Source organism: Streptomyces sp. NPDC059788 (genome assembly GCF_042732265.1).
Classification (GTDB): Bacteria; Actinomycetota; Actinomycetes; order Streptomycetales; family Streptomycetaceae; genus Streptomyces.
Window position 1 is genome coordinate 181,459 of record NZ_JBHWHY010000008.1, and the last position, 22,890, is coordinate 204,348.

A 22,890-nucleotide genomic window follows, 5' to 3' on the forward strand; every position below is an offset into this window, starting at 1 on the left:
CCCTCGACCCGCCACCTTTCCTGTCCCCCTTCCCCTGCCCTGCCCTGCCCTGCCCCCTCCCCTGCCCTCCGGTAAGCACCATCCCCACACCCTCTGCCACGATGGGGACCATGCGCGCCCGTTACGGAGTCCCCCTGTCCATCGCCGCGGCCGGTGCGGCGGGCCTGGCCTACGCCGCCGGAATCGAAGTCCGCTCCTTCAGACTGCGCCGGATCACCGTGCCCGTACTGCCGCCCGGAATGCGGCCGTTGCGCGTCCTGCAGGTCTCGGACATCCACATGGTCAGCGGCCAGCGCAAGAAACAGCGCTGGCTCCAGTCGCTGGCCGGGCTGCGCCCCGACTTCGTCATCAACACCGGCGACAACCTCTCCGACCCCGAAGGCGTCCCGGAGACGCTGGACGCGCTCGGCCCGCTCATGGAGTTCCCCGGCGCGTACGTCTTCGGCTCCAACGACTACTACGGCCCGAAGCTGCGCAACCCCGCCCGCTACCTGATCGAAAAGGCCCAGAAGCGTCACGGCCTGAACGGCAACCCGCCCGCCGTCGGCGTCGTCCACAACCCGTGGGAAGACCTGCGCGACGCCTTCGACACGGCCGGCTGGGTCAACCTCTCCAACACCCGCGGCCGCCTGAAGCTCGACGGCTCGGCCGGCGGCTTCGAGATCGCGCTGACCGGCCTGGACGACCCGCACATCAAGCGGGACCGCTACGCCCACGTCGCCGGCGGCCCGGAGCCCGACGCGGACCTCTCCCTGGCCGTCGTCCACGCCCCGTACCTGCGCACCCTGGACGCCTTCACCGCGGACGGCTACCCGCTGATCCTGGCCGGCCACACCCACGGCGGCCAGCTCTGCATCCCCTTCTACGGGGCCCTGGTCACCAACTGCGACATCGACACCCAGCGGGTCAAGGGCCTGTCCACCCACACCACGGACGGCCACACCTCCTTCCTCCACGTCTCCGCAGGCTGCGGCACCAACCGCTACACCCCGGTCCGCTTCGCCTGCCCCCCGGAAGCCACCCTCCTGACCCTGACACCAAAGGACTGAGCCGGCGGGCACCACGGCCGATTCCCGTATCGGGCCCCGCGGCCGTTGCCCGTATCAGGCCCCGCGGCCGTTCCCCGTACCGAGGGCGCGGCTGGAGACGAGGGCGCGCCCGGGTTCTAGGGCGCGCCCGGGTTCCAGGGCGCGCCGGGAGCCGAAGGCGCGCCCGGAGCCGAGGACGCACTGGGGCCGAAGGCTCCCGCCGAAACAACGGCCCCCACCCTCCCCCTCCCTCCCCTCCCCACAATTCGCACACTCCCTCCGCATCGCCTCCCACTCCCGTCTAGCGTGGGGGGATGATCGACCCCACCAGCGCCCGCGTCCCCCGCTCCCGCCCGCCCAAGGCCACCTCCCACGCCTCCAGCCGGTACGCCCGCGGAGCGGCGGCCGCCTCGGCCCACACCCCGGCCTCCGCGGTCGTCCCCCCGGTACGCCGCCCGCTCGCGGCCGCCTTCCGCCTCCTGATCGCGCTGGCCGCGCTCACCGGCATCGCCCTGGACATCGCGATCACTCCGGACCTGGGCCGCCTGTTCAGCTACTTCACGGTCCAGACGAACATCGTCGTGGCCGTCTTCTTCGCCTGGTCCGCCTACCGCGCCTGGGCCGCCCGCCCCCCGATCTCCCCGCGGATCAGCGGCGCGGTCCTCCTCTACATAGCCATCACCGGTCTCGTCTTCCACCTGATCCTCACCAACGACTCCAGCGGCTTCTCGATGACCGGCACCCCGGAGCACGACACCGTCCGCACCGTCTCCACCCACCTCCTGCACACGGTCACCCCCATCGGCGCCGCCCTCGACTGGCTCCTGCTGACCACCCCACGCGGCTTCCGCTGGCGCTACGCCGGCCAGTGGCTCGCCTATCCCTTCCTCTACCTCCCCTTCGCCCTGATCCGCGGCGCCCTCCTCGACCCCGGCACCGAGGGCCGCTACCCGTACCCCTTCCTCGACGTCGACCTCCACGGCTACGCCGGCATCGCCCTGAACGCCCTCATCTTCAGCTCGGCCTTCTACGCCCTCGCCCTGCTCCTCGTCGCGATCGACCAGGTCAGGCCCCACCCCCGCCGCCCGGAGAACCGGATTTCACCTATGGGGATCGGTCCGCTAAAGTAGAGCTCGTTGCTTCGGGGTGTGGCGCAGCTTGGCAGCGCGCTTCGTTCGGGACGAAGAGGTCGTGGGTTCAAATCCCGCCACCCCGACTGAAGGAACACCAGGTCAGGGGCCTGATCCGCGAGAGTGGATCGGGCCCCTCCTGGGTTTCTAGGGAACTCTTGGGAGCCATTTGGGAGCCGGGCCCGATATAGGGATCAGCCCCCTGCACAGCTCCACTGAGGGAACGCCGTTACGTGTCGCTACTCGGCTCCTGCGCCCAGGCGTCGTCATCCCAGCACCAACAATCCTTCGGATCGCCAAGCGCATGCGGAACATCGACGCCTCCCCAAGGCACGGCGTGATCACGAAGGAAGTCCTCCGCAGCAGCCATGGCTATCCACCGGACGGTATACGCCTCCTCCGCCTCCCGGTGTGTTCCATCGTCGCCGTGAGCAGTCCAGCCCCAAGCACATCGGTCCGGAAGGTATGTGATCTCGGCAACCCCGCCGCACCTTTCCATCGTGATCTTCTCTGGTTGCCCCGAGCCGTCGTCGACCGCACCGGGCCACTTCTTACGCGCTGCCTGCTTGGAGATCCCCCAGGCAGATCCCAGATGGCCATAGGTAGCGCCCATCCCCCCGCCCATCAGCGCAGCCTCTGCGGCAAGCACCTCAGCGGCTTCATGCACCCGCCGCAGGGCATGCAGGTAGGCGAGCTGCCAGTCTGCGAACAACTCCGCCATCGCAGAGGGCTCGTGTCCGTTAAACAGGCATTCCTGACCACGCGCCGAGATCCGACCCGCGATCTTTCGGGCAAGCTCCCTCAACTGGTCCTGCATCCAAGCTGCTTCGGCAGCATGAGGCGGATGCCATGGATCCGCCATGGCATCCGAATCGAACCAGAACTCGTCATCGCTCACTGAACGCATGGAGACAACCGTAGTTGTCGCAACGTGCCCCGTGAGGACAACCATGGTTGTCGCAACGGGCCCGGCACAGAGCATGCTTCAAAAGTTTGATGGGCCCGGCCACTCGACTCGAATCCACAGAGAGGAGAACAAACCTGCAGGTCACGCCCGTATGTTCTGGCCTGGAGGAAGTGACCAGCCTCGACAGCAAGGCCGGAAAGCGGGCGGGTTGACTTGCGGTGCTAAGTAGCAGCTGCCCGAAGGTGGGCGCGCTCGAATCACCGGGCAACCCACTTGCTTACGGTCGATATACGCCGTAGGCCCGAAGAATCGGAGAGGCCATGGCCAAGCACCTCAACTCTCACGTGGTTCCTGACGCTCAAGCGGCCTACCAGTCAGAGCCGCCCTCACGCACGCCGGCCTTTGAGCTTCGTTGCGGCCCCTTGCACGTAACACTTGATCGCGCACCACTCAAGTTGCTGGCACTCGGGAGTACGATGACGGCCGTTGCCATGGGAGCAGCGAACTGGTTGCGCTGAGAGCCGGCCAGGGAGCGCTCCGCTTACGGAGCCTTCCCTGACCGGATTCTCGTCGCTCGGGGCGATCGGGCGTCCCGAGCGACGAGCCCTCGTCTCCTACTAGCGTGCGCGCAGTAGATCATCCAGCACACGTACCGGTGACGTCGGGCGCCTCGCGAGGCGAGCCTCAAGCGCCATCTCCCACTGCTCCGTGAGACCGAGCATGAGGCGCTTGCGCATGCCTGGGGTGACGTGGGCGTAGCGCGCCGAGATCGAGCCATCAATGTGGCCCATACGTTCGTCCATGAGTACCTTCTCGGTTCCCAGGTCCTCCATCATCGTCCGGTGGGTGTGGCGAAGGCCGTGGGGCGTGAGTCCCTCGGCTATCGGGAGCCAGCAGGAGTCGGCCCGTTCGCCGGCGCCCCGCCCTCGTGCCGGGACGCCGGGCCAAGGTTCGCCGAGCAAAGGCACCGGCCGGGGTTCCTGTGGTGCCTTCTTCGGGTACCAGCCTGAGACCGCAGGCGTGAACAGCCAGGTAGCGAAACCGTTCCTGCGCCAGTGGGCGGCATGTTCCGGCACGACGCCGCCCCGCACGAACCCAAGGTCCGCGATGGCCTGCTCGACCTTCACTCGCGTGGTCTCGGTGACGCGTTCGGGGTGGTTGAGGACGTTGGACACCGTGCCCGTCGAGACGTCTGCACGACGGGCGACGTCGACGAGCTTCGCGCCCTGGTGGCCACCGGTACGAGCCGCGCCCTGCCCTCGGAAGACGTAGGTCTTGCCATGGCAACGGCACGGCACGGGCTTCGTTCGGGCGATGTGGTTGGCGACCAGCGCCGACAGCCAGTCCATCGAGTCGATGGTGCGGTAGCTGTCGTCCTTGGGTGGGCAGCGCGCCAGTTCTCCGGTGTCGAGCTCGTACAGCTGCCACTCGACGCGGAACGCGCCGGAGCGGACGAACGCGGTCTCCAGGCCGACGATCTCGCCCCAGCGCATGCCGGTGTACCCCTTGAGGACCACGGCGACGAACTCGTCGCCGCGTCCTGAGAGCAGGGCGGCCCGCTCAGCGGTCAGCAGGATGCCGAGCGCGTCGGTGACGACCTTCTCCGGACCACGGCCCCGGGACCGGCCGGCACGCTTTCCGCGCCCGCGCCGCCTGGCCGCCGGGTTGGACGTGATCAGGCCCTCGTCGATCGCGTCTTCGAAGACCAGGTGGAGCGTCGAGCGCCAGGTCTTGACGCTGGAGGCCGCGTACACGGCCTTCTCCTTCTTCTCCCACAGGTCGACGTCGGTGCGCAGGATGCCCGCGAGCGCCTTGTCCTCGAACTCGGGGAGCAGGTGCTCCTCGATGTGGCGCTTGTAGTTCTGCATCGTCGACGCGGCCAAGTCCTGGGCCGCGTACCAGGGGCTGGCGTACTCGCCGAACGTCTCCTGACCAAGGGCGGGGTCGCGCCAGTCGCCGCGCCGGTACTTGTTCTCCGCCTCGCTGGCGGCGCGCTGGGCCTCGCCCTTGGTGGCGAACTTGAGCGCCTTGCCGTTCTCGTCAGCGACCGTGAGGTGCTTGCCGGGCGCGATCTTGTATCGGCCGCGCCAGTAGTTTCCGCGCTTCTCCGCGAAACCCAAGAGTCCCTCCCTTCCTCGTCGTCGCGTTAGGCAGCGGTCCCGAACTGGCTCTGGCGGGCTCGGCGTGGTGGCCGGGCGCGCAGATGAGTTGTGGGCACAGATGACGAGGAAGGCCGGAAAACAGGAGGCTTGGAGGAAGGAGCAGCCGCCGCTCGCTGCTGCGGGGCGGCAGGGCGAGCCTCGTTCATGCGGATGATTTCCGCGAGGTGCTCGCCGGTGAAGCGGTAGGCGCGGCCGACGCGGGTGGACGGGATGAGTCGGCGGCGAGCGCGGTCCTTGACCCACCAGGTAGAGCACCCGAGAACGGCCGCGGCCTCCTCGGGGAGGTAGAGGCGGGGCACGGCGGCGTCGGCGTGCGGAGTCGGTGTGGAGGCAGGAGGTTTTACGGGTTGATGCAAGGGTGGTCCTCATCTGGCCGGCGCGGGGCGGCAACCCCGGTCCTGCCGGTCGTCGTTCAGGGATGGGCGGTTGGGGTGTGCTCTTCGGCCGTGGGCGTTCGCGGCGCCGGTGGCCGGGGGAAGGTCAGTGGTCGGAGCCGGTCTCGGGGGTGTCCGGTTCCGGCTCCGCCGGTGGTGCGTGCTGTAGGAGGCCGGGGGGCTGCATGGCGGCCATGAGGTCCTCGGCGATGGCGTTCGAGACGAGGACGTCGGCCTCTTCCCGGAGATCAGGGTGCTCCGCCAGGTAGGCGTCGAGTGCGTCGCGGGCCTCGGTGGCGGCGCGGTTGGCCAGGTTCATCTCGCGGTAACGGCGGCGGATGTCCTCGATGAGCTCCATCGCGCGGGCGTGGGCGGCCAGTCTCGGCGGTCCGACAAGGTTTTCGAGGGAGACGCCGAAGAGCTCGGCGAAGCCGATGGCCTCGTCGAGGTTGACCCGGCGCTTGCGGTTCTCGATCCGCCACACGGCCGACGGGTTGATCTCGTAGCCCGCTTCGTTCAGCCGGTCCGAGACGGCGTTGGTGCTCCAGCCCCGAGCCTCGCGCTCCACCTTGATCCGTACAGCAACGTTCTCCTCGCCCCGAAGCACCAGGGCTTCACCGGACACCTCGTCGTCTTCCATGACCAACCCTCCTTCACCAGGCATCACCGCACTGCGGTTTGCAGCACCCCAGAACAGTAGCATCCGTTCTGCGTGACGCAAAGCCATTCTGCGATAGGCAGTACACCTGGTACAATTGATCTCCCACCCACCCCGACCCCCGAAACGCAAGAAACCCCGGTGCGCGAACACCGGGGCCGAAGCGAAGCCCCACCAACCGCCCATCCCTGAACGATCTACCGGCCAGGCCGAGGTTGCCGCCTCGATGGCCTGCCGTGCGAGGAGCTCTATGCCGCACAGTACGTGCCCGCGTACCGCCCCCGCATCCCTGTTGCGTCTCCTGTCGTCCGCGAAGGCGGGGCGATAGTCATGGCGCGCATACGCACCATCAAGCCGGAAGCCTTCGCCTCCGAGTCCCTCGCCCAGGTCTCCGTCAGCGCCGAGCGGACCTTCTTCGGGCTGCTCACCCAGGCCGACGACCACGGCCGCTTCCGCGACCAGGCCGCCGTCATCGCCGGGCTGCTGTGGTCACTGCGCCCCGGGCACGGCCCCATGGGCGTCGAGGACGACCTGGCCCAGCTCACCGGCGCCGAACTGATCTGCCGGTACGAGGGCGAGGACGGCAAGCGGTACCTGCACATCGTGACCTGGAGCCGCCACCAGAAGATCAACCGGCCCAGCGGAGTCCGCCACCCTGCCTGCCCGCACCACGACAGGCCGCCCCGCCGCAGTGAGCCCTCACCGGCGTCGCAGGGCGCCGTCACGGCCCCCTCTTCCCCTCCTCACGGAGGGCTCACCGACGGCTCACGTGAAAAGCGCGAGCCGTCCGTGAAGCACGATGAAGCCGCAGGTCAGACCGGATTCAGTGAGCCCTCCACGAGGGCTCGGGGAGGACTCGGCGAACCCGGCGTGAGCCCTCACGGTCCGGATCTAGGACCTAGGATCATGGACCTAGGATCAGTACCCGTGGGGGCCACAAGCGGCCCCGCGCCGAATACCGACTCGGCACAGCAGCTGACCGGGGAATTCGTCGCCGCGTGCGCCCACCGCCCGCCCGAGAAGCTCCTCGGCCACCTCGGACGCGAGGTCAACCAGCTCCTCGGCGAGGGCATCGCCCCTGACCACATCCGTGCCGGACTGGCGCGTCTGCGCACCAAGGGCCTGAGCCCCAGCGTGCTGCCCAGCCTCGTCAACGAGGCCATGAACGCCGGTCCGCCCGCCGCCCGTGCGGCGCACCGGCCCTGGACCAACCCCGCCGACGTCGAGTCCGCTTACGGAGGTGACCTGTGACCGCAGCCGCCACCTCCACCCGTGAGCCGCAGCGCGCCGGTGCCCTGGCCGACCGACTCGGCACGATTCTCGCCGACCGAGGCATCGATCCCACCGCACCTCTCGCGGAACCGCCTGCCGAACCGGTGACCGCGCTGGAGCTGGCCGATGCCCGCATCCCAGCCCGCTACCGGCGCGCCCTGGCCGACCACCCGAAGGTCACCGCCTGGGTCGAGGAGATCGCCCGCACCGGCCGCAAGGGGCCTGGCGAGGCACCAGGGATCTCCGAGGGCCCGTCGCTGCTGATCGCCGGCCCCACCGGCACCGGCAAGACCCACCAGGCGTACGGCGCCGTGCGCTCGCTGCTGGCCGCAGGCGTACGACTGCGCTGGGAGGCGACCACCACAGCCGACCTGTACGCCAGCCTGCGCCCCCGGCAAGGCCAAGACCCCGAACGCACCCTGTGGTCCCTCGGCCGCTGCCCGCTGCTGATCCTCGACGACCTCGGCGCGGCCAAGACCTCCGAGTGGACCGAGGAGCTGACGTACCGGCTGATCAACCGCCGCTACAACGAGATGCTCCCGACCCTGGTCACCACCAACATGCCGATCGCCGAGCTGCGCGGCACCGTCGGTGACCGCGTCGCCTCCCGCCTCGCCGAGATGACCACCCGCGTCATCCTCGGCGGCGCCGACCGCAGAAGGCACCCCGCCTGCTAACAGGACCAGGCGCCCGCGTCCCCGATCCGCATACCCCTCTCCGCCGACACCAGGCCGCCCACCGGTGCGGCGGACTCCCCGGAGCCCCGTATGACACACCTCGCCCCGGCTGCCCCTGCCACAAAACCCACGCCCCAGGCCCCCGGTGGACACCGCGCCACCTCCTGGGATCGCGCCGCGATCACCGCCCTCGGCGCCGCAGGGTGCGCCCTGTCCTACGACGCCCTGCAGCAGATGGCCACCGCCATCCACGTCCGCGGTCTGCTGACCTACCTCTTCCCGCTCGTCATCGACGGGTTCATCGCCTACGGCGTCCGCGCCCTGATCATCCTGCGCACCGCCCCCTTCCGCTCACGGCTGTATGTCTGGGCCCTCTTCGGCACCGCCACCACCGCCAGCATCTGGGCCAACGCCCTCCACGCCGTACGCCTCAACCAACAAGCACCGGACGCGGGACTACACCTGGGGGACCTCACCGTCGGAGTGCTCTCCACCCTCGCCCCACTCGCCCTGGCCGGCGCGGTCCACCTGCACATCCTCATCGCCCGCCACACCCCGCCTCCGAACGCCCCAAACCCTGACCCCACGGAAGTAGTGACCCCGCATCCGCACGACTGCACGGAAACCGGCCGCCCCCACCCGGAACCACAGACCGAGAACAGCGACCCTCCGCAGGTCCCGCAGCCCAACGACACGGTCAGCCGCCGCCACGGACGGCCACCCGGCGCCGAAATGAACGTACTGCTCGACATCGCGCGCAAGGCGACCAGCACCCACGGAAAGTCCTCCCGCGCGGTGGTCCGCGACGCCATCCGCGAAACCGGACTGACCGTCGCCGAAGGCCGGCTCACCGAACTCATGAAGCGCCTCCGGTCCGAGACCGACCAGCCCGCGGACCACGGCCACGCCACCTGACCGGATATCCGGTCACCCCCGCTGACCCGCCCTGCGGACCAACCGCGCGGCGTCCGGGGGCCGGGACCACCTCGCGCCGATACGCGTCAATCCGGCCGCGGTCCTCCCCCTGGTCCGCCCACCAGCAGACTGGCGGACCGAACCCTCCCCCGCCTCATCCCCGCCCGATGGAGAACAACCCGCATGCACACCCCGAACCCCGATAACCTCACCCACCAGGACCGTACGCAGACCCCCACCACCGCAACCAGCGCAGCAAGGTATGGCGTTGGACCGTCCAAGGGCCGGTCCAACGAAGCCTCCGCCCCGGGGGTGGCGGAGGGGCCCGGGCACCAGGGGGTGCCCGAGGAGGAACAGCCCGCCGCCACCAGCGCTGTGCCGCTGCCGCGTGCCGCCGACGCTGCCGCCGTGCATCGCGTCGCCCGCCGTCGCAAGCGCGAAAGAGTGCAGCGCACAGAGCGCGTCGATGTGCGCTACAGCGTCGATGAGAAGGGCGAGATCCTCGCCGAGGCCAGGACGCTGAACATCGCCGCCGCCCACTACGTCGGCGCCATCGTCATGGCCCACATCCATGGCGAACTCGGCCTGCCGGGACAGCGCACCCCGCTCGACGACTACATCGACGAGCTCAACGCTCTGCGCCAGCAGGTCGCCAGGATCGGCCACAACGTCAACCAGATCGCCAAGAAGTTCAACTCCGGCGGCGATCCACACGCTGGGGATACCGCTGGCCTGGCCCAGGCCGAGCGCACCCTGACCGCAGCCGCCACCGCGGTCCGCCACATCGCGGCAGCGGCAAACGAGGCTGTGGCTCAGAGGGCGGCCTGATGATCGCCAAGATCAGCAGCGGTAAGGACACCGCCGGCCTCATCCGTTACCTCTACGGGCCCGGCCGGGCCAACGAGCACACCGACCCGCACCTGGTCGCCTCCTGGGACGGCTTCGCTCCTGACCCCGGCCGCACCGACAACGCCACCGCCACCGCCACAAGGAAGCTGCTCGCGGCGGATCTCGACCTGCACCTCAAGCAAGCCCGCCGCCTCGGCCGCGCACCGAAGCAGCACGTGTGGCACTGCTCGATCCGAGCAGCCCCCGAAGACCGCACCCTCAGCGACACCGAGTGGGCCACCATCGCCCGCCGCATCGTGGCCGCCACCGGCATCGCACCCAACGGAGACCCGGACGGCTGCCGCTGGGCCGCCGTACGCCACGCCGACGACCACATCCACATCGCCGCCACCACCGTCCGCGGCGACCTCCGGCCCGCCCGCCACTGGAACGACTACCTGACCGCCGACAAAGCACTCGCCGCCATCGAGAAGGAGTACGGCCTCCGCCAGGTCGTACGCGGTGACCGCACCGCCGCCAAGCGCCCCACCCGCGCCGAACAGGAAGAGGCCCGCCGCAGCGGCCATGCGACGACCGCGCGCGAGCGCCTGCGCACCACCGCCCGCACCGCGGTATCGGTCGCCACCAGCACCGAAGAGTTCCTCGGCATCCTCACGGCCACCGACAACGTGCTCGTCGAGACCCAGCGCTTCCCCTCCGGCGACCTACGCGGCTACAAGCTCGCCCTCAAGGGCTACACCAACGCGGCCGGCGAGCCGATCTGGCACTCCGGCTCCAAGCTCGCCCCCGACCTGTCCCTACCCAAAATCAAACAACGCCTCGAAGGCACCGCACCCCAACCCCGCACTGGCCGGGACAGGCCCAGCCCGTGGCACCAGGCCATCACCGCTGCCGAGCGCATCCCCCAGCTCCTCGACCAAGCCGACGACGAAGCCGCCCAAGCCCACCTGGCCGCCTTCGGAGAAGCCCTCGACGCCCTCCCCCTCCTCGCACCCCAGAACCTGCGACCCCAGCTCCGCCAAGCCGCAACCTCATTCGAGCGCGCCACCCGCTCCCGCACCCAGGCCGAACACCACCACGCCCGCGTCCTACGCGGCGCCGTCCGCGCCATGCTGCGCGAACCCGCCCCCAAGGACGGCGCCGCCCTGGCCATGCTCCTCGACGCCGCACTCTTCGTCGCCCTTGCTGCCACCCGCTGGCACCACCTGCGCCACCACGACCAGCAGGCCACAGCCGCCCATCAGACCCACCTCCACCTCCAGACCGCCTACGACCAAGCCGCCGCTACCCCATTGGCCGCCCTCGCCCACCGCAAACCCTCAACCCCCACGCTCGAACGGTTCACCACCCTGATCCACGAGACCGCTCCCGCCCACGCCCAGCGAATCCTCGACGACCCCGGCTGGCACGCCCTGGCCACCGCCCTCGCCGACGCCGAAACAACCGGACACCAGCCCGCCACGCTCCTCCAGCAGGCCGCCGACCAACGCACACTCGACGACGCCCGCTCACCGGCCCGCACCCTCACCTGGCGCATCCACCGCCTCACCCAGCGGACCGGCCCCAGTCACCGAGCTCTCGTGGCAAAGGCCCGCAGCGCAGCAACGGCCGAAGGCACAGCGCAGCGCCTCAACGCTCCGGTTCACGAAGCAGCTGCCATCCTGCCTCCGCAGTCGCCGCGCGCACCACGGCGCTGATCACGAGCCTGTGGACGCCCTGGGGGCAACCAGCTCTGGCACTTCAATCTGCTCGTCGGGTCTGTGCTCCCTTTGCAGCGGGTCATGCAGGATCAGAGAGGCAGGCAAGGCTCTCCCTGATCACGTTGTCGCTGGCGCGCACCGCTGCCGTCAGTTCTTCTCGCAGCCGGTCCGAGAGTGTCCCTGTCCCCAAGGCGCAGGCGCGCACCAGCGCACGACAGCCCTGCCTTTGCCCCTCCGTGGCGATCTCGCTGAATAGGGGATGCGCCAGGTTCTCACGTGCCGCATAGCCGTCTTCAGCGGCCATCATCCGCTGGTAGAGGTCATCGACGAGGCGGTGCGCCAAGGGCGAATCGGCGATGCCGATCGCGTCAAGGACCGTAAGGCCGAGCCGGATGTCGAAAACGGTCATTCCAGGTTCGGCCTGCCGCTCCAGATAGGTGGCTGCCAGCTCCGCCAAGTGGCCGTCGGCCGGCTGCCCAGCCAAACGACGGCACAGGACGACGAGACAGGCCGTAACGGCCTGCTCCCACGATTCGCCGGGCATCGTGTCGCCGAGCAGAACAGTGGCTGCGGCCGTGTCACCCGTGACGAGGGAGGCCAGTACGGCGACTTGGCGCCCATCGAGCATTCGCTTGCCCACTCCTCGGTGGGCTTCGATGTGTGCCAGGGCCTCGGGCCAACGTCCCTCGGTGGTGAGGGCGCGGGTGCCGTCGGCGAGGAGCACGCGCCACAGCCATGCGCCGACCTCGCGGCAGTCCTTGTCGGTCGAGGTGAGGTCCGTCGGTACTTCGATGCCTTCGTACCGGGCGTCTGTGCCCGTCTCGACCGCCTCGTAGAGGTCGAGCAGTCGCTGACGGCCCTCGTCCGTACGGCCGGCGCGGATCTGGAGGCGGGCGAGGTTGACGATCGGTTCCAGTCCTCGGATCGCGCTGGTGCTGGGGAGGGGACAGGCGTGCAGGTAGGCACCGGCGTGCTGGTGGCACATCTCGCGGGCGAGGTCGGGGAGGCCGAGGTCGGAGGCGAGGAGCGCCGCCTGGTTGTAGACGGCCGAGGCGATTCCTTGATCGTTCTTCTTCACCGCGGTGTCGGCCAGGTCGACGAGCGCGTGCACGCGCTGGGGCAGCGGCAGGCAGGCGGGCCGGAATCGGGCGACGATAGGGAAGCGCTGGGCTACTGGTCCGTGCGGGTCCATGTATCCCCCGGGTGGTGAGTGAGGGCTGGTTGAGACGACGGTGCCCGCCAACGTGTGCTGGTGGGCACCGTCACCTGCGCGTGGGCGTCAGTTCCAGTCGACGACGATGCGGTTCAGTGGGGTGTCGAGAGCGAAGAGGCCGGGACGCTGTTCGATCGCGGGGGCATCGAGGGGCTGGATCTCGAAGGTGGCCTCGCGGCCGCGGTACTCCTGGTCCCACGTGCGGATGGCTGCGGCGACCTTCGCGGCGAGCTCGTCGCTGCCGGGTCCGTGGCCGATGACCCCGAACTCCCAGAGTGTGTCGCCTTCGGGGGTCTTTTCCTGCGACAGGCGCCGGGCGAGGTAGGAGACGGCGCGCTTGTCGACGGCCGCCGTCGATGAGGGGTAGGGGTCTTCGGTGAGCAGGGTGCCCTTGGCGGTCTGCGGAAACAGCATCCGAATCAGGCCGGAGGGGAGGGCGCAGGTGACGAACAGTTCCATCCACTCGGGCGACTCCATGGCGCGGACCGTCATGCCGGTCCATTCCTCGATGCGCGGCTGGTCGAGGACACCGGTCAGAGCTCCGGCGTCGATGCTCTGACCGGCGGGGGCCTGGAGCCGGACGGTGCCGTCTGTGCTGAGTGGGATGGGTCGGCGGTCATCGTCGGCGATGCCGCGCCTGAGCGGCATGAAGGTGTTCATCTGGCTGCTGAGGGAGGCCCACCGGCCGTCTTGCTGTTCGTAGGCGATGGAGCGGGAGACCGTGCCCTTGAGGCGCTGGGGTACGAGGAGCCTGCCGCCGGGGGCGAGCTGTTGCAGCCAAGCGTGCGGCAGGCCGTGCGCGCCGACGGTGGCGATGATGCGGTCGTACGGCGCTCCTTCCGCGTAGCCCAGGGCCCCGTCGCGGGTCACGGCCCCGGCGTTGCTGATGCCGACGGCGGCGAGGTGCGCACGGGCCCCCTCCACGAGGTCGTCGTCGACATCGAGGGTGATCACGTGTCCACTTGCGCCGACCAGGTGGGCGAGCAGACCGGCGTTGTATCCGGTGCCGGCACCGAGTTCGAGGACGTGCTGGCCGGGCCGGACGTCGAGTTGGTCCAGCATGAGGGCGACCACGCCCGGCTGGGAGGCGCAGGAGATCGACGTGCCGTCGGTGTCGTACTTGATGTGCACCGGCGCGTTGGCGTAGGCGTCTTCGAGCGACGCGTCGGGTACGAACACGTGACGCGGCACGGTTCGCAACGCCGTTTCGACGGCGGGCGTATAAGCGTGTCCGTCGGCTCGGAGCTGGTCGACCAGGGCGTTGCGGAGGCGCGCAGCGTCCGCCGTGGGGGTGTCGATCGTGTCGGTGTTCACCGCCTTGACGCTATCGGCGTCGGTCGTTGCCTTGCCGGGCGACGCGGTGTGGTCACTCGTTCCCATGACTACCTCTCGTGCGATGTGGGACAGCGTGCTCTGGTCGTCCCGGAGAAGACCGGCGCGGTTGGCGTGGAAGATCACGTGGTGGGCGATGACTGCTCGCAGGCCGCGGGTGAGCACGCCGCGGCGTGCGAGGCCGGCGAGCGTGGTTCCCGCCCGTTCGAAGGCGGCCACCCATGCGTCGTGCGCGTGGAGCGGTCCGTCCGGGTGGCAGAGGCCGTGGGCGTCGGCTGTCATGAGCTTTCGTACGGCCAGGGTCAGCTCGGCGTTCCGTTCGGGGGGTAGAGGGCTGGTGGCCGGCCGGAGGGCGGCGATCTTCGCCCATACGTCTCCCTGCTCGAACCAGTCGAGCCCGGCACTGCGCATCATGGCGCTCGCCAGCAGGACGGTGGTCTCCCGGCGTCCCAGGTGATCCGGGCTCGGCTGGTAGGTGAGCAGGTGGCGGGAGTCGCTGTGGAACAGGTCGTGGGCGGTGTCCATGGCGTCCGGGCCGCCGAACGCGTCGGTCTCGGGCTCGTAGGTACCGGGCCGCCACGACTCGACCGTCCCGTCATCAGTGAGATCGGTCAGCAGCGACTCGATGACCGGAGAGGGCTGATCGGCGAGGTACCGCAGCGGCCAGGGCTGCTTGTTCATGAACCACCAGCCGGTGATCTGTTCCTCGGCCTCGGCCGTGATCAAGGCGGGGCCAAGTCGTTCGACGATGACGCGCCTGGCGTCCGCGCGGTCGGTGAAAGTGATGTTGTGCTGCTGCCAGCGGTCAGGGGGCACGGATGTCCTTCGGTCGGTGATCAGGCGGTGAGCAGGCAGGCGTCCCAGGCGGTATGGGGTGGTGCGGCGGCGCTGGGCGCGAGCAGGGCCAGGGCGATGCCGGCGGCGCCGTCGAGTAGACCTGGGCCCGGTTCCGCATACCGGACGAGTCCGGTGGCCATGGGTTCGGGGGCGGTGCCCGGCGGAGTGATCGCGTTCAGGAGCGCCGGGATCGCGGCGCGGAGCCGCATCGTGGTCGAATGATGGGCGTCTTGGGCCACACAGGCGGTGACGTGGGCGAGGCCGGCGAACCCGTGGCACAGCCCGGGGCCCGTCGTGGCTTTGAGCTGGTTCGGCTCGGTGAGGGCGGCCACGAGCGCGTTTTCCGCATCGACCTGGCGGCCGGTGTCGCCGAGGGCGAGCGCGGCGAGTTGCTGGGCGCGAGCGAGGCCGACGGTGCCGTAGCACCAGGACGGCCGCCGGGGCGTGGACGGGTTGAGACGGCCGGTACGCAGTTCGGTCCGGGTGACCCAGTAAGGCCAAGCTGTTCCGCAGCCCGCCTTCTGCTGCCAGCGGTCCAGCCACGCCAGGATGGTGCGCAGTGCCGTGTGGTGGTGATCGGTGACGGTGCCGTTCCGGGCGGCGAGGGCCAGGAGTGCGAGCACTCCCCCGATGCCGTGTGCGATGCCGCTGTTGGCGTGCCCGCCGGGGAAACGGTGATCATCCGGGCTGCCCGAGGGGCTGGTATCGGTCCACCAGCCCGGCAGGGTTTCGTCGTGGTGGGTGATCGGTTCGGTGAGACGAACGCAGTAGTCGAGGACGGCGCGCAGGGTGGAGTCGCCGGGGTCGCGGCGCAGGAGGTAGGCGCCATACCCGGTAAGGCCCCGGATGGTGTCGAACTCGGCGAGCTTCGGCAGACGTCCGGCGTCGATGCGGCGGTGTGCAGCGCCGAGACGACGCCGGGCGTCGGCCCTAACCTGTCGGTCCATCGTGTCCAGGGCACGCTGGTAGGCGCTGGGCAGGTGGTCGGCGGCGCATGCCAGGGCGTGGGCGAAGGCAGGTGCCCCGTAGAAGGGGTGGCTGTCGGGGCCGCTGGTGACCGGCTGACGGGAGGCGGCGGCGAGCCAGTCGTGGGCGCGCTGCCAGGGTCCGAGGCCGCTTGCGGCTCGCTCGATGTGCAGGAGCGCGATGCCGGGCGGCCCGTAGGCGAGGTGCTGCCGGTGTTCCTGAGGGACGAGAGGCCCCATACCGGGGTCGGCAAGTTGAGTGGCGATGGCGTCAGCAAGAGCGAGTGTGGGGTGGTCAGTCACGACGGCCTCCCGTTAGTGCGGGCGGTCCAGGCCAGGGCGGTGGCACGCGCCAGGTAGAGGCACACCTCTTCCTCGGGGAAGTTCACCGCGACGTGCCGCACGAAGTGGACGTGCAGGAGGGAGGTGAGAACGTCGTCGATGACGATGCCCCGGGTGTCCGGGCCCGGCAGATGCATCCGGTACGCGGCGAGCGCCGCATCACGGTCTGCCCATCCCGACACGATGGCCTCCCCGCCCCGGGCCTCGCGTAGCGCGGCCCAGTCGTCGAACGGGTTGGCGAGCCGTACGGCCTCGGCGAACTGCGGGCGCGGAACGGGTGCGGGGGCTGTCGAGGGGATGTGGTCGGTCAGCCAGCGCATCGCGGCTTCGGTACTGCCGAGAAATGCGGAGGCGATGGCGACGGTATGGGCTGCTACCAGCGCGCGCTGACCTGGGCGCTCCGGTTGCGCAAGCTGGGCCCTGACGGCGCGCGAGTCCGCTTGGAACACGTCCTCGGCCCTCTCCCATGCAGCGCCGGAGCCCCACCGACCCATTTCCCGGTAGGAGGTGGGGTAGCGCAGCTCGGCCAGCAGGCCGGCGCTGCGCAGTTCGTCGGCCCAGGCGCTCACGGTGCGGGCAGTCCGGGTAAAGGCTTCGGGGTCCGGGAGGGCGATGCGCAGGCGGAGGTGCTGGTCCGGGTCGCGGAAACGGATGAACCACCACGGTGGATCGCCGAGCTGTTCGAGGAGGCCAGGGAGGTGCTGGGAGAGCAGAGTGTCCTGGCGGCGGGAGTCTCCGTACAGGGCGGCAAGCAGCACCGCGGAGGTGGCAGGAGTCTGCACCTGGACCGGAGACAGAGCGCGAGCTTGAGTGGGAACGGGCAGTGGCGGCCACGCCGGGGGACGGGACGCCTTGAGGGGTACTACAACCTCGTGAGCTCGACCGCCGCACCAGCCGTAAGCCTCCGGTTCCGGGGCCTCGACGAGCACAGCCAGGTGCGTACAGTCGAGGTGCTGGCGCAGGATCGCCCGGTGGCCGGCCTCGTCAAGGTCGAGGAACAGGTGCCGGTCGTCCTCGATGAGAAGCACGCGGCGAGGCAGCCGCCGCCGGGCGCGCCAGTCGGTGAGGGCGGTGTCCCACCGGGCCCGGGGGCCAGTGCGGCCGGGCAGTTCGGACGCCTCCAGCCGCCAGCGTGCCGGGGCCAGCACCGTACGCCCGTACCGCAGCCGCGGCAGGAACGGCATCGCTGCGGCGGCGCCCCAGTCGAACACGGTGACCTGTGCGCACTGGGCGCGGGAGAGCTCGGTGAGGAACCGCACCAGCGGTGGAGTGTGCGTGCGAAGGTTCAGCGCGTGCATCCCGACGGCCTCCACGCGGTGGCCGCGCTCGGGGGCGGCGAGATACATGCGGCGGCCGTCACACCCGACGGCCAGATCCTCCGGAGTGAGGATGGTGTCCTTCGGGCCGCGGTGCTCCTGGAGGCTGATCACGGTGGGCAGGACTTGCGGGGCGCGGGTGACGTGAGCACTTTCCGGGAGCAGCGGCGGGAAGGAGAGCTGGGCGGGCACGGTGTTGTTGTCCGCAGCCGGGAGGTCAGCCAGCTCTGTGGTGAGGGCCTTACGGCTGGCGGGGGACAGCACGTCGAGGAACCGGCCTGACGAGACGCCCGCCCCGCGAGACACGCTCACGACCTCCAACCGGAACTGTCCGCGCTGCAACTGCCCCAGGCTGGCCGCGTGCACCCGCACCCCTACCTCCAGGTGCGGCGGTAACCGGGGGTCATCGGGCCCCACGTCCAGGGTGGCGATCAGGTCATCGGTGAGGACCACCTCGTCGCGGCCATCGAGCACGGCGGCCTGCGCCAGGCGAACGAGGGCATCGTCCCGAGTGGAGACACGAGGCCGACGTACGCCGGCAGGGGTGCCCGGGTAGCCGTCAGGGTAGCCGGTGCCGCTGTCCGCCACAGCCTCCGTGAGCGGCACCATGGTGCCGATGCCGTACCGCTCGTAGAAGCGCTGGTGATACGCGTTCCACTCGGCGGTCCCGTACGGGCGGGCGCACACCCGCGTCAAGACGGAAGCGGCACGTTCGATCTCCCTGGCCACTTCCTCCGGCAGCACGATCTGCGCATCCAGTCGTAGGTCGTGAGCGATGGGGTGACGGCGCAGGCCGGGCACGAGAGCCCGCATCCGCGCCGCGACGCTTTCCCGGCCGCCGCGCGTGGCGCATTCCTCCAGGTCCACTCGGATCGCGCGCAGCTCATGCACCATCTCCGCGACCGGGGCGAGGCTTCCGGCGTCGCTCGCATCGAGCTGTCTGAGCAGGTGCCCGAGGGCGTCGGTCTCGGTGCTCGGCGCGTGCAGGTTCGTGATCAGCACCCGCCGCTGGATCAGCTCTGTCAGCAGGCGGCGCGTCTTCTCCATTCCGGCCTCGGGAAACTCCGCCCGGAGCTTGTCCGCGAGGGTGCCGCAGGGGATCGGCGTCCGGGCCGCGGCGAGGACCGCGCGAACTGGTTCGGTCAGGGCCAAAGATGTCTCGACCGCGCGTCTCCGGTCGCCCTGGACATCGGACTGGAACGGCACGATGACCCGGTCTCCCCGACTTGTCGCGGTGCTGTTGGCGACGACGGTCAGCCGTTCGAGAAGGTCCGGGCACGACTCCAGCCGTTCGATCACGGCGGACAGCCACTCTGCCCCCGCGCGGCCAAGCACCATGTGCAGGTCTCCCCAGGCCGCACGTGCCTGCGTCCCGAACTCCGCGGTGGTCACACCGGCGAACAGGCCGAAGGGCGTCGCCCGGTGCTGGGCCCGCAGCAGATAACGGGCTACGGACAGCGCCGTGCGCCGCACGTCCCGTGAGGCAGGAGGCTCTGCCATGCACAAGGACCATACCCGCGCGGCCAGGACCGGGCTGGCGTGCTGGAGTGCCTCAGCCACGTCCTTGTCCGCCCAGACGGTGCGCAACCACATCACACAGGCGGACGAACCGCGGGGCGAGCAGTCGTCGAGGTCAGGGCAAGCAGGCACCGGCAGCGAAGGCCGGGCCACGGCGCGCACGAGAGCGGTAGAACCGGTTCGAAACGCTGCGGGCGGAGCAACCACCGATTGCCTCCATAGGAGAGGGGACGGGCGGCCGGTGCCGCCGCGCCGAGACGCGACGGCACCAGGGCGGACAGAGCTGGGGCAGCTCAGGCGACGTTCGTGGTGCAGGCGCCGCAGGTGGACCCGCAGTTGTCGTCGGTCAGGTTGACCAGCCCCGCCGGATCGGCGACCTCGACGAGGGAGACGTCCAGGTCGAAGCCGTCGGACGCCTCCGGCGGCTGCGGCCGTACCTGGGTGTGGCTGGCCATCACGGTGTTTCGTGTCATTTCTTCTGACTCCTCATGTGAGTAGTGGTGTCGGGGTTGCGTTGCCAGTCGCCTCCGGGTGTCAGCACACGGAGGTTTGCCAGGAGCCGGCCTCTCGGTCGGCTCCTGGAAGTCCGGCAAGAGGTGACGGCGCTCACGGGCGCTGGCCTCACGCCGGAAGATCGTGAGCAGGGAGCCTGATCAGGCCGGCACTGACCGCTGCCCCAGCAAATGGGCAAACGCATGGGACCTCATTGCTCCCCCTTGGCAGAGAGCTCGGCCCAGACCTCTTTGCCCCACGGACAGCGACCCGAGCCGCAGAGGTCGTAGCTCCAGCGATCGGCCACAGCATCGATGAGAACCAGGCCGGCGTCATCCTCGGCCCGGCCGCAAACAGGCAGTCGCGATGGTTCTCGGTCGAGCACCCCGATACGCACCCGCGCCGCACTCGGCCAGCCGACGGTGAGCCGGATTTCCTGGCACGAGGTGTGCCTCGCCGCGTTCGCGATCAGTTCGGTGACGATCAGCGCGGCGCTGTAGGCGAGGCTGTCGAGCTGCCACAGGCCGAGAACGGATTGGACGAGCTGGCGCCCGGCCTCAGCTGTGGACGGCTCGCATGGGACTGTCTGGCTATAGATGGCACGGTTGGCGGTGCTGCTGTGTTCCCGCTCACTGAGACTCGTCATTGGGGTAGAGCCCTCGCGTTGTCTCGGCGCCCGGGCCGCTTCCCTTACGCATGGGGCGCGGACCAAGCCGGCAACAGCCGCCCGAGCGGTGCTGCCGGGCGACCAACACCTAGACAACATCGATCGGAGCCCCGCTGGTTAGGGCGATGGGGCAGTCGACCGGAAGAACCGCCTAGGGCGATTTGACCAGGCGATTACCTGGGGCCTGACCGGCGAGGGCGCTACCTTGCCTGGATGGACTCCACGCGCAACGCCGTTCTTGAGGCGTGGATGGCCGAACACGGTTACAGCTCCAACAGCCTCGCTGAGGCCGTGAACAGGTCCCTCGAACGTCTCACAGGTCGACCAGGTGGTCTCGACGGATCATCGATCCGCGACTGGAAGGCCGGCCGGGTCAAGTGGCCCAAGTCGGCCGCCCGCAGGGCTCTCGAAGACGTCGCGGGCCTGCCTGCCATCGCTTTAGGGTTCGTGCCACGGGGCCGGGCGCCGTCCGTCACCGCTCCACAGCAGCAGGAGGACCCCGACATGAAGCGCCGTACCCTCGTGGGCGGTATCGCTGCGGCAGCCGCCGCAGCGGCAGCCGCTCCGGGCACCACTTCGCCGCGCCGGATCGGGATGAGCGATGTCGACCGCCTGCAGAAACGCTTCGCAGAGATCATCGCCAGCGACCACCGCCATGGCGGGCAACTCGGTACCGAGCAGAAAGCCGCCGCACTCGCCGACGAGGCACTGAACCTCCAGAACGCGGGCAGCGCCTCCCAGCGTGTACGCGGCCGCCTCTACGCCTCCGCGGCAGCGTTCCGCTCCTCGGCCATGTGGGCAGCCATCGACGGCCGCCGCTACGACGTCGCGAAGGCCCACATGCGTGAGGCCCAGGCTCTCGCCGAAATGTCCTGCGATCAGTCGATCAAGTTCCGCATCTGGAGCCACGCGGGAACGATGTACCGGCACATGGGCCGGCCCGCCGACGCGCTCGCCGCCAACGACGTCGCCCGCAAACTGAGTCTCACGCGCAGCGATCCCCTGTTCGCGTCCCTTGGCCTGGCCCGGCAGGGAGCCATCCACGGCACAGCGCAGGACAGAACCTCCACCCGCCGGGCGTTCGAGCAGGCCCAGGAAGCCATGCTGCGCGCCGACCCCGCGGACTACCGACCCGTGTGGATGCTCGCTTTCTACGACCAGGCCGAACTGGACTCCCTGGCCCTGTCGGCATACCTGGCCCTCGGCGACTACCCAGCAGCCGAGTACCACGCCCATCGCTGCCTGTCCGCCCTGCGGCCCCACATGGTGCGCTCCCGAGCCATCGCCACCACCAGGCTTGCGCACGCACAACTCGCCCAGGGAGCGGCCGACGCGGCCACAGCCACCGCGATGACCGTCACCGCCAACGCCGCTACCCAGCACGCCCGAGTGGCGCGCATGCTGCAAGAGTTCGGCGCCGCTCTGCGCGCCACCGCACCGCACACCGCCACCGTGCAAACTTGGACCGAGCACGTCGCCACCTGGAGGACCACGGTATGACCACGGCGCCCACCACCGAACTGCGCACCTTCGACACGCTCGACGCCGTCCGCGGTGACCTCCTCGACGTGTACGCCGAGGTACGCGCACCCCTCCTCCACCTCCCGAACTACGCGGTAACCGCGTTCGGCGAGCGCCTGGACCGGCACAGCACCGAGCCGGGGTTCACGGCCGTCCTCGCATACGCGAACGGGCAACCGGTCGGCTACGCCTACGCCAACAGCATCGAGCGCGGCGACCGCTACTGGCAGCGCACCAGCCCGGAGCCGGCGGAGAAGTACACCCAGCACCCGACCATCGCCCTGAAGGAGATCGGCGTCCGTCCGGCCTGGCGCAAGACCGGCACCGCCCGCCGCATCCACGACGCCCTCCTCGCCGACCGCGACGAGCCGTACGTCACGCTCATGGTCAACCGGGCTGCCGGCGATGGAAAGGTGCACTCCCTTTACAGGTCATGGGGGTATGAGGACATCGGAGAGAGCCAGCCGTCACCGGCCTCGCCGGTGCTTACCGTGATGATCCGCGCTATCCGTTGACGTCATGGACAAATTCACGCCGGTGAATGGTTGCCCGGGTCGCTCGCATGGGGCGCCCCGGCGGGGCAGGTGACCGGCAGCCCCAGGTAATCACCTAGCACCCGGCGCCCTCGCTCCGGACGGCTGCTTCGGTAATTCCGTTACTGCTGTCCGGTTGCACTCGGCTTCGACCGGCAATGTCTGCGGCCCCGCACCCGATTCACTGCGGCCAGGGCGGCCTCGCAGCAAAAGGAGATGCGCCAGACAGACGGTGATGCGGACGGACGAGTGACTCTCACTGTTCGAACCGCCCCGAAAGATTCCTGAGTCGGGGCTTTCTCAGCGGCGGGAGGGCCCGACCGGGGTGGTCGTGCCCCAGCCCAGGTAACCGTCGTCGAGGAGGACCTCGACTTGTTCGAAGTGGTCTACTGACCTTCAAAGCGTGATGTCTCAGGGGCTGACATTTGGTGGTCGCGGCGGTATGCCGTCTGCATGAGGTATGCGCAGGGTGGTGGGCTGAC

Annotated in this window: 19 protein-coding genes and 1 tRNA gene; 10 read left to right on the plus strand and 10 right to left on the minus strand. The window is 69.7% G+C overall.

Annotated features, from left to right (window positions below; genetic code table 11):
* The first annotated feature begins 110 nt into the window (after positions 1-110).
* The 3 genes from ACFV57_RS09910 to ACFV57_RS09920 all read left to right on the plus strand — a co-directional run bounded on the left by ACFV57_RS09910 (position 111) and on the right by ACFV57_RS09920 (position 2,244).
* On the plus strand, positions 111-1,049 hold the full coding sequence (locus ACFV57_RS09910; RefSeq protein ID WP_385227992.1) for a metallophosphoesterase: 939 nt from the start codon (positions 111-113) through the stop codon (positions 1,047-1,049).
* Between the two features lie 293 nt (positions 1,050-1,342).
* A complete protein-coding gene (locus ACFV57_RS09915; protein ID WP_385227995.1) occupies positions 1,343-2,158 on the plus strand; it encodes a Pr6Pr family membrane protein in 816 nt (271 codons plus the stop codon).
* 12 nt (positions 2,159-2,170) lie between these two features.
* Positions 2,171-2,244: transfer RNA gene (locus ACFV57_RS09920), tRNA-Pro, on the plus strand.
* Between the two features lie 143 nt (positions 2,245-2,387).
* Here the strand turns inward: ACFV57_RS09920 and ACFV57_RS09925 are convergent.
* The 4 genes from ACFV57_RS09925 to ACFV57_RS09940 form a co-directional block, all read right to left on the minus strand.
* Positions 2,388-3,056 carry a hypothetical protein gene (locus ACFV57_RS09925; protein WP_385227998.1) on the minus strand — a complete coding sequence of 223 codons (669 nt, stop codon included), beginning with the start codon at positions 3,054-3,056 and terminating at the stop codon, positions 2,388-2,390.
* A 626-nt stretch (positions 3,057-3,682) separates the two neighbouring features.
* Positions 3,683-5,185 carry a LacI family DNA-binding transcriptional regulator gene (locus ACFV57_RS09930; protein WP_385228001.1) on the minus strand — a complete coding sequence of 501 codons (1,503 nt, stop codon included), beginning with the start codon at positions 5,183-5,185 and terminating at the stop codon, positions 3,683-3,685.
* A 26-nt stretch (positions 5,186-5,211) separates the two neighbouring features.
* Positions 5,212-5,583 (minus strand): helix-turn-helix domain-containing protein, encoded by a 372-nt coding sequence (locus ACFV57_RS09935; protein WP_385228003.1) that lies wholly within the window; start codon positions 5,581-5,583, stop codon positions 5,212-5,214.
* Positions 5,584-5,707: 124 nt separating this feature from the next.
* A complete protein-coding gene (locus ACFV57_RS09940; RefSeq protein WP_385228006.1) occupies positions 5,708-6,241 on the minus strand; it encodes a helix-turn-helix transcriptional regulator in 534 nt (177 codons plus the stop codon).
* Between the two features lie 348 nt (positions 6,242-6,589).
* Between ACFV57_RS09940 and ACFV57_RS09945 the strand changes: the two genes are divergently transcribed.
* The 5 genes from ACFV57_RS09945 (at position 6,590) to ACFV57_RS09965 (ending at position 11,669) form a co-directional block, all read left to right on the plus strand.
* Positions 6,590-7,510 (plus strand): hypothetical protein, encoded by a 921-nt coding sequence (locus ACFV57_RS09945; protein ID WP_385228008.1) that lies wholly within the window; start codon positions 6,590-6,592, stop codon positions 7,508-7,510.
* Positions 7,507-8,208, plus strand: a complete 702-nt coding sequence (locus tag ACFV57_RS09950) for an ATP-binding protein (RefSeq protein ID WP_385228011.1) — start codon at positions 7,507-7,509, stop codon at positions 8,206-8,208. The genes ACFV57_RS09945 and ACFV57_RS09950 overlap by 4 nt, the downstream gene beginning before the upstream one ends.
* Before the next feature lie 90 nt (positions 8,209-8,298).
* Positions 8,299-9,123 (plus strand): DUF2637 domain-containing protein, encoded by an 825-nt coding sequence (locus ACFV57_RS09955; protein ID WP_385228014.1) that lies wholly within the window; start codon positions 8,299-8,301, stop codon positions 9,121-9,123.
* Positions 9,124-9,435: 312 nt separating this feature from the next.
* Positions 9,436-9,951: a plasmid mobilization relaxosome protein MobC gene (gene mobC, locus ACFV57_RS09960; RefSeq protein ID WP_385228069.1), complete on the plus strand. Its 516-nt coding sequence runs from the start codon at positions 9,436-9,438 to the stop codon at positions 9,949-9,951.
* Positions 9,951-11,669 (plus strand): relaxase/mobilization nuclease domain-containing protein, encoded by a 1,719-nt coding sequence (locus ACFV57_RS09965; protein ID WP_385228017.1) that lies wholly within the window; start codon positions 9,951-9,953, stop codon positions 11,667-11,669. Before mobC ends, ACFV57_RS09965 begins: the two co-directional genes overlap by 1 nt.
* A gap of 82 nt (positions 11,670-11,751) precedes the next feature.
* Here the strand turns inward: ACFV57_RS09965 and ACFV57_RS09970 are convergent, their stop codons facing one another.
* The 6 genes from ACFV57_RS09970 to ACFV57_RS09995 form a co-directional block, all read right to left on the minus strand.
* Positions 11,752-12,864 (minus strand): hypothetical protein, encoded by a 1,113-nt coding sequence (locus ACFV57_RS09970; protein WP_385228020.1) that lies wholly within the window; start codon positions 12,862-12,864, stop codon positions 11,752-11,754.
* A gap of 87 nt (positions 12,865-12,951) precedes the next feature.
* Positions 12,952-15,033: a methyltransferase, FxLD system gene (gene fxlM, locus ACFV57_RS09975; RefSeq protein WP_385228023.1), complete on the minus strand. Its 2,082-nt coding sequence runs from the start codon at positions 15,031-15,033 to the stop codon at positions 12,952-12,954.
* A gap of 20 nt (positions 15,034-15,053) precedes the next feature.
* Entirely contained in the window at positions 15,054-16,322 is a 1,269-nt protein-coding gene (locus tag ACFV57_RS09980) for a lanthionine synthetase C family protein (RefSeq protein WP_385228026.1), read from the minus strand.
* Positions 16,319-19,270, minus strand: coding sequence for a lantibiotic dehydratase (locus ACFV57_RS09985; protein ID WP_385228028.1), 2,952 nt, complete (start codon positions 19,268-19,270; stop codon positions 16,319-16,321). Before ACFV57_RS09985 ends, ACFV57_RS09980 begins: the two co-directional genes overlap by 4 nt.
* Positions 19,271-19,488: 218 nt before the next feature.
* Positions 19,489-19,668 carry an FxLD family lanthipeptide gene (locus ACFV57_RS09990; RefSeq protein WP_385228031.1) on the minus strand — a complete coding sequence of 60 codons (180 nt, stop codon included), beginning with the start codon at positions 19,666-19,668 and terminating at the stop codon, positions 19,489-19,491.
* A 230-nt stretch (positions 19,669-19,898) separates the two neighbouring features.
* Positions 19,899-20,333, minus strand: a complete 435-nt coding sequence (locus ACFV57_RS09995; protein WP_385228033.1) for an ATP-binding protein — start codon at positions 20,331-20,333, stop codon at positions 19,899-19,901.
* Between the two features lie 234 nt (positions 20,334-20,567).
* On the opposite strand from ACFV57_RS09995, the gene ACFV57_RS10000 reads away from it, so the two are divergent.
* The gene (locus tag ACFV57_RS10000; RefSeq protein ID WP_385228036.1) at positions 20,568-21,854 is read left to right on the plus strand and encodes an XRE family transcriptional regulator; all 1,287 of its coding nucleotides are present in this window, start codon (positions 20,568-20,570) and stop codon (positions 21,852-21,854) included.
* Positions 21,851-22,390 (plus strand): GNAT family N-acetyltransferase, encoded by a 540-nt coding sequence (locus ACFV57_RS10005; RefSeq protein WP_385228039.1) that lies wholly within the window; start codon positions 21,851-21,853, stop codon positions 22,388-22,390. The genes ACFV57_RS10000 and ACFV57_RS10005 overlap by 4 nt, the downstream gene beginning before the upstream one ends.
* Positions 22,391-22,890: the final 500 nt, after the last annotated feature.